Raw genomic sequence first — 12,593 nt, forward strand, 5'->3', positions numbered from 1 at the left:
TCACCGGTACCGGTCCACGAAGTTGCGCAGGATGACCGGCGCGAGATCTACGTCGCTGGCAAGGACCCGGTCCTTGAGCGCCTGCGCTTCCTGCGCCGGGAAATACCCCCGCTCCTTGTAGATCTCGATCCGAAGCGCGAAGACGGCGCCATCGGCCTCGGGGTGAAATTGCGTAGCATAGACGTTCCGGCCATACCGGATCATCTGGAACGGGCACGGATCCGACCGCAGCAGGTGGACACAGCCCGGCGGCAGGGCTTGCACGGCTTCCTTGTGGCCGACCAGCGCGTTGAACCGGCCCGGCAAGCCAGCGAGCACCGGATCGCCCTGCCCCTCCGGCATGACCTCGCATGCCACCGCCCCCACGTCCTCGCCATAGCGCTCCTTGGAGACCTGGCCGCCAAGATGATGCGCGAGGATGCCGATGCCGTAACAGCAGCCCATGAACGGGATGTCCTGCGCCGTGATCTGCGGCATCAGCCCGAGGATCTCGGCTTCGATATGCCGCTCGATCACCGGCTTGGTCTCGTCCGGGTCGGAAACGCAGCCCGGCCCGCCGCCGACGATCACCCCGGCATACGCCGTGAGGTCCAGATCCTCCGGCACCTCTTCCCGCTCCAGGCGAATGCGGTGCGTTTCGGCCACCGAAAGACCGCCCTTCTCCAGAAAGGCCTGGTACTCGTTGTCCGAGGCCTCAGGTTCGGGGCGCAATTGCAGGATCAGGAAGGGTTTCATCGGCTCGGGTCCTCGTTCGCCCCCGCATCTGCCGCACCAGCAGCTGCGAGGTCAACCCGTGCGAATGCCCGAGGCGAGCGCCTCCAGCCATTCCGGCACGTCGCGCGCGTCCACTTCGGCCTCGCGAACCAGCCAGTCGAAATGCTCCACCAGCGAGCGCACGCGCTCCCGCGAGCGGAAGGCGAGGTAGAATCGGCCGACATAGATCACCCCGAGGAAGCTGCCGAAAACCGTCACCGGAGCGCTGAACACCCTACGGGCGTCGTAGAGAAACAGCCGGAGGCCGGGATAGAGATCCCGCGTCGCCCGGATCATGGCCTCGATCTGTTCCCGCCGGATCTCGACGTCGAGCCCGCTGTAATAGCCCTCGCCCGCGGCAAAGGCTCGGAGCTCCCCCATAGACAGCGCGATCTCGTAGTCGGTCAGGTGATCGTCCAGCAGGCCGAGCCGGTCCTGCGAGGCCCCGATCGCCTGTTCGGCGGTGCGGCTGAGGGCGTGGCTGTATTCCCAGGTCAGCATGGCCTCGGTCTTGAGCACATCGGGCAGCGTCGCCGGGACATGGCGGATCTTTGCGCCAGCCGCTTCGCGATGCCAGTCGTGGAGTTGCGCGTCCGCCGTGCTGCGCGCCGCCTCGGTCACCGTCATCGCCGAGGCCAGCAGATCGCCGGACCGCTCCGGCCGGTCGGCCAGCCCGAGGAGCCAATCGGACGAGACACCGAGCGCCCGGGCGCATTCCGCCGCGAGGTGCGCATTTGGCAGCCGCGCGGTTCCGTCGGCCAGCAGTTGCGCCACGGTGGACCGGTCCACTCCGGCCGACCGCGCCAGCTCGCTGCGGTTTATCCCCGCCGCGATCATCTGCCCGGTCAGCCGTTGTCGAAACAGCTCGGCCCGTTCGCGTTTGTCCATTCTTGTCATTGATGATGATATTTATCACCAATGCAGGAAAAAGAAAGAGAATTCCCGAAATTCCCCTCTCCGTCCCAGGGCGCGATAAGTGCCGAAACAGAAACGGTTTTGGAGAGAGGCATGGGAGAGACAGCGCTGCGCAGCATCGTCAAGGCAACCACCTGGCAGATCCTCGGGCTTGTCGTGATGACCCTGATCACCTGGACCATCACCGGATCGGTTGCCACCGGCGGCGCCATCGCGCTGGCGGGCGCGGCCTGCGGGATGCTGACCTATTTGCTGCACGAACGTGTCTGGGCCCGCATCCGCTGGGGCCGCCGTCCGTTCTGACGCCGGCCCTTGCGGTCAGGCGCTCAGACCGCGTCCAGCGCCTGTTTCACATCCGCGATCAGATCCTCGGTGTCCTCGATGCCGAGGCTTATCCGCACCAGGCCCGGCGTGATCCCGAGCGCCGCCTTCTGATCGTCGGGCAGCCGCTGATGCGTCGTCGTTGCTGGATGGGTGACAATCGACTTCGCATCGCCAAGATTGTTCGAGATGATCATGATCTTGAGCGCATTCAGGAACCGAAACGCCGCCGGCTGCCCGCCCTTGATGTCGATCGACAGGACCGTGCCGGCCTTTTCCATCATCTCGGTGGCGAGCACATGCTGCGGATGCTGCTCCAGCCCCGGATAGATCACCCGCTCCAGCCGTGCGTCCCATTGCAGCGCCTCGGCCATCGCCTGCGCCGACGCCGCCTGCGCCCGGACCCGCAGGTCCATCGTTTCCAGTCCCTTGAGCATGACCCAGGCGGTAAATGGGCTCATCGAGCCGCCGGTGTGCTTCATGTAGGGCTCGACTGTCTTGCGAATGAACTCCTTGGTGCCGAGGATCACCCCGCCAAGAGTCCGCCCCTGCCCGTCGATGTGCTTGGTCGCCGAATAGACCACCACGTCGGCCCCCAGTTCCAGGGCGCGCGAGAACACGGGCGTCGCGAACACGTTGTCGACGATCACCTTCGCGCCGACGCGATGCGCCAGCTTGGCCACCGCCGGCAGGTCCACCACTTCGAGCGTCGGGTTTGACATAGTTTCGAAGAACACAGCCTTGGTGTCCTTGTTGATCGCATTTTTCCACTGGTCGAGATCGGTGCCGTCGACGAAGGTGACCTCCACGCCGTATCGGGCCAGCACTTCCTCGAGGATATAGAGGCAGGAGCCGAAGAGCGCGCGGGCCGAGACGACGTGATCGCCCGCCTTCAACATCGAGGTCAGCGCGCCGTTGACCGCCGCCATGCCCGAGGCCGCGGCAAAGGCATCCTCCGCGCCTTCGATGGCCGCGATCCGATCTTCGAACATCCGGACCGTGGGGTTGCCGTAACGGGCATAGATGAACTCGTCCGGCCCGGCCTCGAGAAACCGTGCCTCCGCCTGCTCGGCGCTGTCATAGACGAAGCCCTGGGTGAGAAAGATGGCCTCGGCCACTTCCCCATACTGGCTGCGCCGGATGCCGGAGTGAATGAGTTTGGTGCGTGTCTTCCAGTCGTCCATGCGAGGACCTCCAAGCAAAAGCCCCACCGCGAGCCAGCGGCGGGGCGTCCCGCTCCTGACCTCTTTAGCGGCATGTTTATCGTGGCCCGCAATCCGGTGAACAAATCGCCACGCGGCCCTCGTATCGGTTTCGCGGCGCTCTCGTCAAGCAACCTCCCGGCTTTTACCTGCCCGTTACGTTTGCGTCACCTTGGCGTAACCGGTCCGTCACCCGGATGATGCAGAGCCGCGCTACCCCCTCCACAAGATCTTGTGGACCGATGCGATGCCCCTGTGCCGGATCAACGTTGCTGAAGCCGACCTCGCAGCCCCGCGGCAGGCCAAGGCCCGGCTGCGCGCAGCGCTGGAACGAACCGCACCCGGCGCGCCAGTGGTGGTTCTGGTTCACGGCTACAAGTTCTCCCCGTCGAGCGACCGCACCAGCCCGCACACCCATATCTTGTCTCTCGCCCCCGCAAGGGCTGGCCGCAAGGCGCTGTCCTGGCCGCGCGAACTCGGACTCGGGACGGGCGAGGCCTCCGAGCCGCTCTGCATCGCGCTTGGGTGGGAGGCGCGCGGCTCGCTCTGGAAGGCCTATGGGCGCGCGCCGCGCACCGGGCTCGCATTGGCGCGCCTGATCGCCCTGATACGCGAACTGCGCCCGGGGCAGCGCGTCGACGTGTTGGCGCATTCTCTGGGCTGCCGCGTCGCGCTCTCCGCCCTGCCCCACCTTCCGGCCCGCGCGATGGGCCGCGCGGTGCTGATGGCCCCGGCCGAGATGCGCTCGGTGGCCCGCGCCCGGTTGGAATGCCCGGCCGGGCGGACAGTCGAGGTGATCAACGTCACCAGCCGCGAAAATGGACTCTACGACCGCGCGCTGGAATGGCTGCTCGCGCCCCACCACTTCGGCGACCGCGCCCTCGGCGCCGGGCTGAGCCGGCTCGCCAGCAACTGGACCGACATCAACATCGACAACCACGCGACCCGCAGCCTGCTGGCCGACCAAGGTTACCCGATCGCGGCATCGGACCGGCGCGTCTGCCATTGGTCGGTCTACCTGCGGCCGGGGCTGTTTCCGTTCTACCGGGCGGTGCTCGACCGCAAGATCCCGCTCGCCGCGTTGCGCATTCCGGATGATTCACCCGCTCCGTCGCCGTTCTGGTCACGGCTGGCACAGCTCGCCGGACGCCCGCTGGACATTGGCGACCGGCAGCCCTCCTGATCCACGCAGGCGCGACCGGCTTCTTCTGTCTGAAAATATCCCCGCCGGAGGCAGCGCCGCCCCTCCGGCGCTTCTGCCAAGGATCAGCGGCTACTCGCCCGGCTTCTCGCCCTCGGGCTCCATGTATTTCTGCAACGTCATGATCTGCGCCCAGAGATAGATCATCAGCGCGATCGGGAAGGCGAAGGTCTCGATCTTAACCCAGGCGTCGGTCGACATCGTCCGCCAGACGATCTCGTTGGCGACGGCCAGCACGGCGAAACCCGCCGCCAGGCGCGACGTGAGCTTCATCCAACCCTCCTCCGCCATCGGCATCAGGTCGCCCAGAACCCAGGACAGGTAGCTCCGCCCCTGCAGCAGGCCAACCCCGAGGATCGTCGCAAAGAGCCCGTAGACGATGGTCGTCTTCATCTTGAAGAAGGTCTCGTCGTTGAACCATACGGTGAGGCCGCCGAAGAACACCACCATGAAGGCGGTGACGACCTGCAGGCGCGATATCTGCCCGGTCAGCTTCCAGAGGGCCGCGATCGAGGCCAGCAGCACCGGCACGAAGAGGCCGGCGGCGACGATGAAACCGCCGTATTCCGTCCCGCCGATCGTGTAGGTCTGATCGCGCATGTAGATGTAGGCCACGAAGAACAGCAGCGGGGGACCCAGCTCCAGCACCTGTTTCAGGATCGGGTTGACCGTCTTTTCTTCCATGCTGTCCTGCAAGCCTCCATCGGGTTCGATGCCCGATGGCACACCGCGTTTCGGCGCGGGAGTCAACCGCCAAGCTCGACAACGACGGCCCCGGCCGCGATCGTCGCCATCAAGAGCATCCGCCGCGGACCCACCGGTTCGCGCAGGATCAGCCACCCGATCAGGGCGGCGAAGACCGTCGAGGTCTCGCGCAGCACCGCCGCCTCGCCCACCTTGTCCAGTCGGGTCGCGAGCATCACGGAGCCGAAGCTCCCCCAGGCCACCAACGCCCCCACGAAGCCGCGCCACAGCAGCGGACCAGCCGCAGGGCGGTAGCGCATGTTCTTCCAGCGCAGCGCCGCGATCACCGGCATGTCGAAGGCGGTGACAAAGAAGAACCAGGCGAGGAAGGTGAAGGGATCGGGCGTGGCGCGGATGCCGTAGGCATCATAGGTGGTGTATAGCGCGACCATCGCCCCGGTGAAGAGCGCCAGCCAGAGCGCGGGCACCAGCGTCTCGCGGGCGACCTCGACATGAATCAGGTTGTAGACCGCCAGCCCGAAGATCCCGGTCAGCAGCAATGCCATGCCGAGCCACTGGGTGGGTGTGAAGGTCTCGCCGAAGATCAGCCAGGCGCCGATCACCGCGAAGAGCGGCCCCGAGCCGCGGACCACGGGATAGACCACGGTAAAGGCGCCGCGGGAAAAGGCCAGCGCCATGCCGATCTTGTAGATGAAATGGATCACCATCGCGCCGAGCAGGAGCAGCCAGACGTGCCCCTCGGGCCAGGGCACGACGAAGAGCGCGATCGGCGCCGACAGCAGCGCCAGCCAGCCGTCGATTGCCCCGCGGCTCAGCCAGGGATCGTGCCGCCCCTTCTGAAGCGCCCCGAAGACGGCGTGCAGGAAGGCCGCCGCGAGCGCGAGCAAGGTTGCGAGGTCGTGGCCTGCGGCGGTTCCTTCGAGCGACTGGATCCACTGGGACATGGCAATGCCTCGGTTCAAGCGGCCCGCGCATGGCGCCCGGCCGGGGGGGGGGTCCACCCCCGGACTCCCGGAGGATATTTTCAGACAGGAGATCGGGCGCCTGCGTCAGGCGCGTTTTCGGAGTTTCCAGACCTGTTCGCAAGGGTATCGCTTCGCCCAGTCCGCAGGAACGCTGAACCTTGTGCCCTCGGCCGTGTCGGGCGCGTAGAGTTCGAGATATCCCTCGATGTCGAAGCCGATCTCGGAAAAGACCGCGATCCAGCCCGCCGTGGTGCGGGTGAATTCCACGCCTCCCGGGTCGATTTCGACGCCGGTCCAGTCCAGCCGCCCGAGGCCCCGGTAGGGCCGGTGCAGAATGGCCTCGCTCGGGGCGCCGCTATTGGGCGCGGTCATCAGCGCCAGCGGGTGATTTCCGAGGAACACCAGCCCGCCCCCCGGACGGAGCAGCCGCCAGGCCTCGCGCAGCCAGAGATCTGGGTCGCACCAGATCGCCGCGCCGTACTCGGAGATGGCGAAATCGTAACTGCCCGCAGGCAGGCCGGTCGCCTCGGCATTGGCTTCGAGAAAGGCGATGTCCGCGCCGTGGTCCCGGGCCAGCCTGCGCGCGGTAGCCAGCTGTTCCGACGAGACGTCCACGCCCGTTACGCGGGCGCCGCGCCGCGTCATCCAGCCCGAGACATACCCGGTGCCGCAGCCCAGCTCGATCGCCGCCTTGCCGTCGAGGCCCTCCGCCAGAAGGCCCAGTTCCGCCTCGGGCAGGCCCCAGATCCCCCAGACAGGCGCCTCGCGGCGCCAGTTCCTCTCGCCCGCGGCGACCCAGTCGGCGGCCATGCCGTTCCAGTAGTCGCGGTTGATCGCCACGTGGGAACCGGTCATGCGGGTCTCCTGAAACGGATCAGGCCGCCGCGCCGGTCAGCGCCTGCGCGAATTCCTCGGGGTCGAAAGCCTGCAAATCGTCGATCTGTTCGCCCACGCCGATGGCATGGATCGGCAGCCCGAAGCGGTCTGCCAAGGCCACCAGCACGCCCCCCTTGGCGGTGCCGTCGAGCTTGGTCATCACGAGGCCGGAGACGTCGGCAAGTTTCTGGAAGGTCTCGACCTGGGAGAGCGCGTTCTGGCCCGTCGTCGCGTCGAGCACGAGAAGCGTGTTGTGCGGCGCGTCGGGGTCCTTCTTGCGGATCACGCGGACGATCTTGGCCAGTTCCTCCATCAGGTCGGCGCGGTTCTGCAGCCGTCCGGCGGTGTCGATCATCAGCAGGTCGGCGCCGTCGCGCTGCGCCTGCTCCATCGCGTCCCAGGCGAGACTGGCGGGATCGGAGCCCTGCGCGGCCGTCAGCACGGGCACACCGGCACGCTCCCCCCAGACCTGAAGCTGCTCCACCGCGGCAGCGCGGAAGGTGTCGCCGGCGGCGATCACCACCTTCTTGCCGGCGGCGCGGAACTGGCTGGCGAGCTTGCCGATGGTGGTCGTCTTGCCCGATCCGTTGACACCGACCACCAGCACCACCTGCGGCTTCTTCGGATAGAGCGGCAGCGGGCGGGCCACCGGCTCCATAATCCGCGCAACCTCCTGGGCCAGCAAGCTCTTGATCTCCTCGGTGGAGAGCTTCTTGCCGAACCGGCCCTCGGCCATGTTGGCGGTGACGCGAAGCGCCGTGTCGACCCCCATGTCGGAGGCGATAAGCAGTTCCTCCAGCTGCTCCAGCATGTCGTCGTCGAGGGTCCGGCGGACCACCGTCTTCGGCTCGCCGCGTCCGAGCAGGCGACCGAGGATGCCAGGCCGCGCCGTCTGGCCCATGGGATCGCCGGCGGGGATTTCCGGGAACGGGTCCATCGGCATCGGATCGGCCGGTTGCGGCGCCTCGGCGGGCGGTGTCACCGGCTCCGGCTCCGGCGCCTCGGGCACTTCCGCCGGGTAGTCCGGCGATCCGGGGACAGGCTCGGCAGGCTCCGGGATCGGATCCGCCGGCGCCGGCTGCGGGGTTTCCGGGCGGTCCGGCACACCGGGGGGCGCCGGGGCGGGCTCGGGCTCCTCGGCGGGAGGGACGGGCTGCGGTTCGGGCTCTGGCTGCGGATCGGGCTCATCGGGCGCTGCCGCCTCGACGAGTTCCTCCTCGCCGCCCTCTTGCACGATCGCCTCCAGCCCCTCCTCGAGCTTGGAGGACGACTTGAAGAGCCGGTCCTTCAGTTTCTTGAAAAATGCCATGGCAGGGCCTTTCGCTTTGCCGCAGGTATCACCTAATCCCATGGCGACGGGTTTGGAAGCCTGCGCGCTCAGGTTAACCCCGCGAAGGCGGCGAGGAAAAGCGCCTGTGCGAGCCAGTAAGGCACCCAGACCACATAAGGCGAGATGCGGCGCAGCCGGTGCGTGGCCGGCAGCAGGAAGAGTTCGAACGCGAGGATGGCGTCCGACAGGATAAACAGGGAGGCGGCGGCGATCGCGAGGAGCGGGTCGTAAGGGCCTTCTGGCGGGATCGGCAGGCTCAATGCGGCCATCCCCATCATGACGATGATCCCGACATAGACCAGCACCGGCCAGCGCAAAGCCCCCGCAACCGGCCAGAGACGCCAACCCATGGCGATGCCAAGCGCCAGCAGGGCCAGGGCGGCGGGGTTGCGCTCCGGGGCGATGAGGTTCGCAGGCACGGCGCCAGCGTTCAGGAACAGGAAAGTGTAAGCCAGATGGGCGACGGCGAAGGCGACAAGCCCTGCGAGAAATGTACGCGCACCCGAGCGCGAAAGCAGCAGGTCGCCGATGGCACCGAGCCCAAGACCGGCCACCAGCAAGACCGGCGCACCCGCAAACAGGGCGGCGGCAGCGAGCAGTCCGGTCGAGAGGGTCTTGGTCAGGCTGCGAGCAACACCTGACGGACCCGCGCAATGGCGCAGCAGGTAGATTGTGGCGAAACCGGCTGCCGAAACGGCAAGGGCGAACACGATTGAGGACATCCCTCCGCGATAGCCGCGACAGGCAGGCCTGTCACCCACCGATGCGGCAACACCCTGACGGGATGGTGACTGGCCGCGCCTCCGCCGATCTGCCATTCTGATGCGGGCGCCGGAAGGCGCCTGCCCGGCGACCGCAAGGAGAGACCATGCCGCTGCGCACCCTTCTGACCTGCCTGCTACTGCTGCTTCCGGCCTTTGCCGCCGCCGAAACGCCGCTCACCGCGGAAGAATTCGACGCGCGCACGCAGGGGCGCACGCTTTTCTTCTATTCCGAGGGGCGGGCCTATGGCGCCGAGCGGTATCGCGAGGACGGGCGGGTGACCTGGACCTTCCTCGATGGCCAATGCAAGGAAGGGCGATGGTACCAGGAGGGGCGGTTCATCTGCTTCGTTTACGAGGACACGCCGGACCCGCAATGCTGGACCTTCTTTGATTCCGGCAACGGGCTGCGGGCGCTATTCGAGGACCGGGAAGACGCGACCGAACTCTACGAGGCCGGCGAGGCAGAGGAGCCGCTTTTCTGCCTCGGCCCCGAGGTCGGCGTCTGACAACCAGCGCCGGAGCGAGCGGCTGGCGATCGCCTGTGCCGCCCGCGGGAACATTTACCAAAAGATGACGAGGCTCAGAACAGGCTGCCCTGGTCGGGCTTCCCGTCGCGCGAGGCAGGTTTGCGCGGCGTGCCGCCGAGCTTCATCCGTCCGTCATGGAATTGAAGTTCGAGCGCCTGCGCCTGTTCGGCGGCGGCGCGGGTGGTGACGATCCGGCCGTCGCCACGCACCACGGCAAAGCCGCGCTTCAGAGTTTCCTCGTAGTTGAGAGATTGCAGCATCCTGTCGATGGCGGTGAGCTTGGTCCGACGGCGGGCCTCCTGCGCGGCAGCGGCATTGCCGAAGCGGCGGAGAAGACCCTCGAGCCGGTCTTTCTGGCGCGCGATTTCGCGCTGGACGGGCGCCGGCTTCACCCGGCTGGCTGAGCGGTCGAACCGGGCACGCGCGCGCTCGGTGGTTCGGGTCAGCGCCGGATCGAGCCGGGCGCCGCGGGTATCGAGCCGCTCCCGCGCGCGGTCGACCCGGTCCGTCAGCAGCGCGGGGCGCAGGAGCGCCGCGAAGCGCACGAGCCGCGGCCTGCGGGTCTGCACGCCGGAGCGCAACGCCGCCGGCAGGCGATGGGACGTGTGGTCGAGCCGCTGGCGGGCAGTGGCGAGCAACGCCTCAGACCGGGGCAGCGCCCGCCCCAGATCGCGCAGCCGCTCGCCGCGCCGGGACATGCCGCGCGCCAGCGCAGCGGAGGCGCGCGCGCCCTGCCCCTCCACGTGGGCCAGCAAGTCGAGCCGCACCGGGACCGCGATTTCCGCCGCGGCGGTCGGGGTCGGCGCGCGGCGATCCGAGACGTAATCGATCAGCGTCGTATCCGTTTCGTGCCCCACGGCTGAGATGAGCGGGATCGCCGAGGCCGCCGCGGCGCGGGCGACGATCTCTTCGTTGAACCCCCAGAGATCCTCGATCGACCCACCACCCCGGGCGACGATCAGCACGTCAGGCCGCGGCAGGGCGCCCCCCTGCGACAACCGGTTGAACCCGTCGATGGCGGCCGCCACCTGCGGCGCGCAGTCCCGGCCCTGCACGGCCACCGGCCAGACGAGCACCTTGCGCGGGAAGCGGTCGCGCAGGCGGTGCAGGATGTCGCGGATCACAGCCCCCGAAGGCGAAGTAACCACCCCGATCACCTCTGGCAGGAACGGCAGCGGGCGCTTGCGTTCGGCCGCGAATAGCCCTTCGGCCTCGAGCTGCTTCTTGCGCTTTTCCAGCATCGCCATCAGCGCCCCGGCGCCGGCTGGCTCCACCTGGTCGACGTTGAGTTGGTACTTGGACTGGCTGCCGAAGGTCGTGAGCCGCCCGGAGGCCACCACCTCCATCCCCTCTTCCGGAATCACCGCCAGCGCCTCGAGCTGGCCCTTCCAGCTCACCGAGGCGAGCACGGAGCGGTCGTCCTTTATATCGAAGTACAGATGCCCGGAGCGGGCCCTGAACACCCGGCCCACCTCGCCGCGTACGCGAATCCGCCCGAAAGCGCCCTCCAGCGTCTTCTTCACAGCACCGGAGATCTCCGAAACCGTGAATTCGGGAGCATTGCTGCCCGGGCCGGGCGCGTCGAATTCGTCGTCGATCAGGTCGGACATCGGGGCTCGCTTGTGTCGGATCGGCGCCGACCTTAGAACGCGGGACGACGAAGGCCAAGCGGAGGCGATCAAGGCGATGAACATTCTGGTGCTGGGCGGCGGCGGCCGCGAACATGCCCTGGCCTGGGCGATCCTGCAGAACCCGAAATGCGACCGGCTGATCGTCGCGCCTGGCAATGCCGGGATCGAGCAGATCGCCGAATGCGCGAGTTTCGACATCTGCGACGGCGGGGCGGTGGTGGAATTCGCCGAGGCCGAGGCGATCGACTTCGTGGTGATCGGTCCGGAGGCGCCGCTGGCCGCGGGCGTGGCGGACCGGCTGGCGGAGGCGGGCATTCCGGCCTTCGGCCCGTCTGCAGCGGCCGCGCGGCTCGAGGCCTCCAAGCGCTTTACCAAGGAGATCTGCGACGCCGCCGGGGCCCCAACAGCCGCCTGGGCCCGATTCGACGACGCCGAACCGGCCCGCGCCTATATCCGCCAGCAGGGCGCGCCGATCGTGGTGAAGGCTGACGGACTGGCCGCCGGCAAGGGCGTGATCGTGGCGATGACCGAGGACGAGGCCCTATCCGCGATCGACGAGATGTTCTCCGGCGCCTTCGGCGCGGCCGGCGCCGAGGTGGTAATAGAGGAATTCATGGAGGGCGAGGAAGCGAGCTTCTTCGTGCTTTGCGACGGGGAGACGGTGCTGCCGGTCGGCACGGCGCAGGACCACAAGCGCGTGGGCGAAGGCGACACCGGCCCCAACACCGGCGGCATGGGGGCTTATTCGCCCGCGCCAGTAATGACGCCGGAGGTGACCGCAGCGGCGCTGGAGCGCATCGTGAAGCCCACGATGGCCGAGATGGCACGGCGCGGCACGCCCTATCGCGGGGTGCTTTATGTCGGTCTGATGATCAAGGACGGCGCACCGCGGCTGGTGGAATACAACGTCCGCTTCGGCGATCCGGAGTGCCAAGCCCTGATGATGCGGCTCGGCGCGCAGGCGCTGGATCTGATGCTCGCGGCCGCCGAGGGGCGCCTGGCGGAGCGCAAGGTCAACTGGGCCGAGGATTATGCGATGACGGTGGTCCTGGCGAGCCGCGGATATCCAGGAGACTACGCCAAGGGGAGCGTGATCGGTGGGCTCGACGGCCTTCCGGAAACCAGCTGGGAGATGATGTTCCACGCCGGCACGACCGAGATCGACGGCAAGATCACCGCGACCGGCGGGCGGGTACTCAACGCCACCGCCCGCGGCCGCACCCTGCAGGAAGCCCGCGACCGCGCCTATGCGATGGCCGAAGCGGTGGACTGGCCCGAGGGGTTCTATCGCAGCGACATCGGCTGGCGAGCACTCTGATCGCACGGCGGAGCGCTCCCGCCCGGATTCGAGGCCTTGCGGCCCCTCATCCCGTTGGGCCGGGCGCGTGCTTTCGCACGCGAGG

General features: G+C 67.8%; 13 protein-coding genes and 1 riboswitch. Of the genes, 4 read left to right on the plus strand and 9 right to left on the minus strand.

What is annotated here, in order from left to right; all coding sequences use genetic code 11:
- Both ACFQ2S_RS22905 and ACFQ2S_RS22910 read right to left on the minus strand, forming a co-directional pair.
- Nucleotides 1-735: a glutamine amidotransferase gene (locus ACFQ2S_RS22905; RefSeq protein WP_386078529.1), complete on the minus strand. Its 735-nt coding sequence runs from the start codon at nucleotides 733-735 to the stop codon at nucleotides 1-3.
- 51 nt (nucleotides 736-786) lie between these two features.
- Nucleotides 787-1,641: a helix-turn-helix domain-containing protein gene (locus ACFQ2S_RS22910; protein ID WP_386078530.1), complete on the minus strand. Its 855-nt coding sequence runs from the start codon at nucleotides 1,639-1,641 to the stop codon at nucleotides 787-789.
- A gap of 120 nt (nucleotides 1,642-1,761) precedes the next feature.
- On the opposite strand from ACFQ2S_RS22910, the gene ACFQ2S_RS22915 reads away from it, so the two are divergent.
- The gene (locus ACFQ2S_RS22915) at nucleotides 1,762-1,971 is read left to right on the plus strand and encodes a DUF2061 domain-containing protein (RefSeq protein ID WP_386078532.1); all 210 of its coding nucleotides are present in this window, start codon (nucleotides 1,762-1,764) and stop codon (nucleotides 1,969-1,971) included.
- Nucleotides 1,972-1,994: 23 nt separating this feature from the next.
- Here ACFQ2S_RS22915 and metZ read toward each other — a convergent pair whose 3' ends face one another.
- The gene (gene metZ, locus ACFQ2S_RS22920) at nucleotides 1,995-3,173 is read right to left on the minus strand and encodes an O-succinylhomoserine sulfhydrylase (RefSeq protein WP_386078535.1); all 1,179 of its coding nucleotides are present in this window, start codon (nucleotides 3,171-3,173) and stop codon (nucleotides 1,995-1,997) included.
- A gap of 43 nt (nucleotides 3,174-3,216) precedes the next feature.
- Nucleotides 3,217-3,295, minus strand: a riboswitch (SAM riboswitch).
- A gap of 143 nt (nucleotides 3,296-3,438) precedes the next feature.
- On the opposite strand from metZ, the gene ACFQ2S_RS22925 reads away from it, so the two are divergent.
- Nucleotides 3,439-4,374, plus strand: a complete 936-nt coding sequence (locus tag ACFQ2S_RS22925) for an alpha/beta hydrolase (RefSeq protein WP_386078537.1) — start codon at nucleotides 3,439-3,441, stop codon at nucleotides 4,372-4,374.
- A gap of 90 nt (nucleotides 4,375-4,464) precedes the next feature.
- On the opposite strand, the gene ACFQ2S_RS22930 is transcribed toward ACFQ2S_RS22925, so the two are convergent.
- From ACFQ2S_RS22930 to ACFQ2S_RS22950, 5 genes are all read right to left on the minus strand, one after another.
- Nucleotides 4,465-5,076, minus strand: a complete 612-nt coding sequence (locus ACFQ2S_RS22930) for an inner membrane-spanning protein YciB (RefSeq protein ID WP_386078539.1) — start codon at nucleotides 5,074-5,076, stop codon at nucleotides 4,465-4,467.
- Nucleotides 5,077-5,138: 62 nt separating this feature from the next.
- Entirely contained in the window at nucleotides 5,139-6,041 is a 903-nt protein-coding gene (locus ACFQ2S_RS22935; RefSeq protein WP_089232460.1) for a DMT family transporter, read from the minus strand.
- Nucleotides 6,042-6,146: 105 nt separating this feature from the next.
- Nucleotides 6,147-6,917 (minus strand): class I SAM-dependent methyltransferase, encoded by a 771-nt coding sequence (locus ACFQ2S_RS22940; RefSeq protein ID WP_386078542.1) that lies wholly within the window; start codon nucleotides 6,915-6,917, stop codon nucleotides 6,147-6,149.
- A gap of 19 nt (nucleotides 6,918-6,936) precedes the next feature.
- Nucleotides 6,937-8,247: a signal recognition particle-docking protein FtsY gene (gene ftsY, locus ACFQ2S_RS22945; protein ID WP_386078545.1), complete on the minus strand. Its 1,311-nt coding sequence runs from the start codon at nucleotides 8,245-8,247 to the stop codon at nucleotides 6,937-6,939.
- 68 nt (nucleotides 8,248-8,315) lie between these two features.
- Nucleotides 8,316-8,978: a lysoplasmalogenase family protein gene (locus tag ACFQ2S_RS22950; RefSeq protein WP_386078548.1), complete on the minus strand. Its 663-nt coding sequence runs from the start codon at nucleotides 8,976-8,978 to the stop codon at nucleotides 8,316-8,318.
- A 158-nt stretch (nucleotides 8,979-9,136) separates the two neighbouring features.
- Between ACFQ2S_RS22950 and ACFQ2S_RS22955 the strand changes: the two genes are divergently transcribed.
- Entirely contained in the window at nucleotides 9,137-9,538 is a 402-nt protein-coding gene (locus ACFQ2S_RS22955) for a hypothetical protein (RefSeq protein WP_386078551.1), read from the plus strand.
- Between the two features lie 74 nt (nucleotides 9,539-9,612).
- On the opposite strand, the gene xseA is transcribed toward ACFQ2S_RS22955, so the two are convergent.
- Nucleotides 9,613-11,169: an exodeoxyribonuclease VII large subunit gene (gene xseA, locus ACFQ2S_RS22960; protein WP_386078553.1), complete on the minus strand. Its 1,557-nt coding sequence runs from the start codon at nucleotides 11,167-11,169 to the stop codon at nucleotides 9,613-9,615.
- Between the two features lie 76 nt (nucleotides 11,170-11,245).
- On the opposite strand from xseA, the gene purD reads away from it, so the two are divergent.
- Complete coding sequence (gene purD, locus ACFQ2S_RS22965; RefSeq protein WP_386078556.1) at nucleotides 11,246-12,508, plus strand: phosphoribosylamine--glycine ligase; 1,263 nt, start codon at nucleotides 11,246-11,248, stop codon at nucleotides 12,506-12,508.
- Nucleotides 12,509-12,593 lie beyond the last annotated feature (85 nt).

Source organism: Tropicimonas aquimaris (genome assembly GCF_042676185.1).
In the GTDB taxonomy this organism is placed as follows: domain Bacteria; phylum Pseudomonadota; class Alphaproteobacteria; order Rhodobacterales; family Rhodobacteraceae; genus Tropicimonas; species Tropicimonas aquimaris.

Coding starts and splice junctions, on each gene's coding strand:
- ACFQ2S_RS22905 (WP_386078529.1), bottom strand. CDS start 735: ATGAAACCCTTCCTGATCCTGCAATTGCGCCCCGAACCTGAGGCCTCG.
- ACFQ2S_RS22910 (WP_386078530.1), bottom strand. CDS start 1,641: ATGGACAAACGCGAACGGGCCGAGCTGTTTCGACAACGGCTGACCGGG.
- ACFQ2S_RS22915 (WP_386078532.1), top strand. CDS start 1,762: ATGGGAGAGACAGCGCTGCGCAGCATCGTCAAGGCAACCACCTGGCAG.
- metZ (WP_386078535.1), bottom strand. CDS start 3,173: ATGGACGACTGGAAGACACGCACCAAACTCATTCACTCCGGCATCCGG.
- ACFQ2S_RS22925 (WP_386078537.1), top strand. CDS start 3,439: ATGCCCCTGTGCCGGATCAACGTTGCTGAAGCCGACCTCGCAGCCCCG.
- ACFQ2S_RS22930 (WP_386078539.1), bottom strand. CDS start 5,076: ATGGAAGAAAAGACGGTCAACCCGATCCTGAAACAGGTGCTGGAGCTG.
- ACFQ2S_RS22935 (WP_089232460.1), bottom strand. CDS start 6,041: ATGTCCCAGTGGATCCAGTCGCTCGAAGGAACCGCCGCAGGCCACGAC.
- ACFQ2S_RS22940 (WP_386078542.1), bottom strand. CDS start 6,917: ATGACCGGTTCCCACGTGGCGATCAACCGCGACTACTGGAACGGCATG.
- ftsY (WP_386078545.1), bottom strand. CDS start 8,247: ATGGCATTTTTCAAGAAACTGAAGGACCGGCTCTTCAAGTCGTCCTCC.
- ACFQ2S_RS22955 (WP_386078551.1), top strand. CDS start 9,137: ATGCCGCTGCGCACCCTTCTGACCTGCCTGCTACTGCTGCTTCCGGCC.
- xseA (WP_386078553.1), bottom strand. CDS start 11,169: ATGTCCGACCTGATCGACGACGAATTCGACGCGCCCGGCCCGGGCAGC.
- purD (WP_386078556.1), top strand. CDS start 11,246: ATGAACATTCTGGTGCTGGGCGGCGGCGGCCGCGAACATGCCCTGGCC.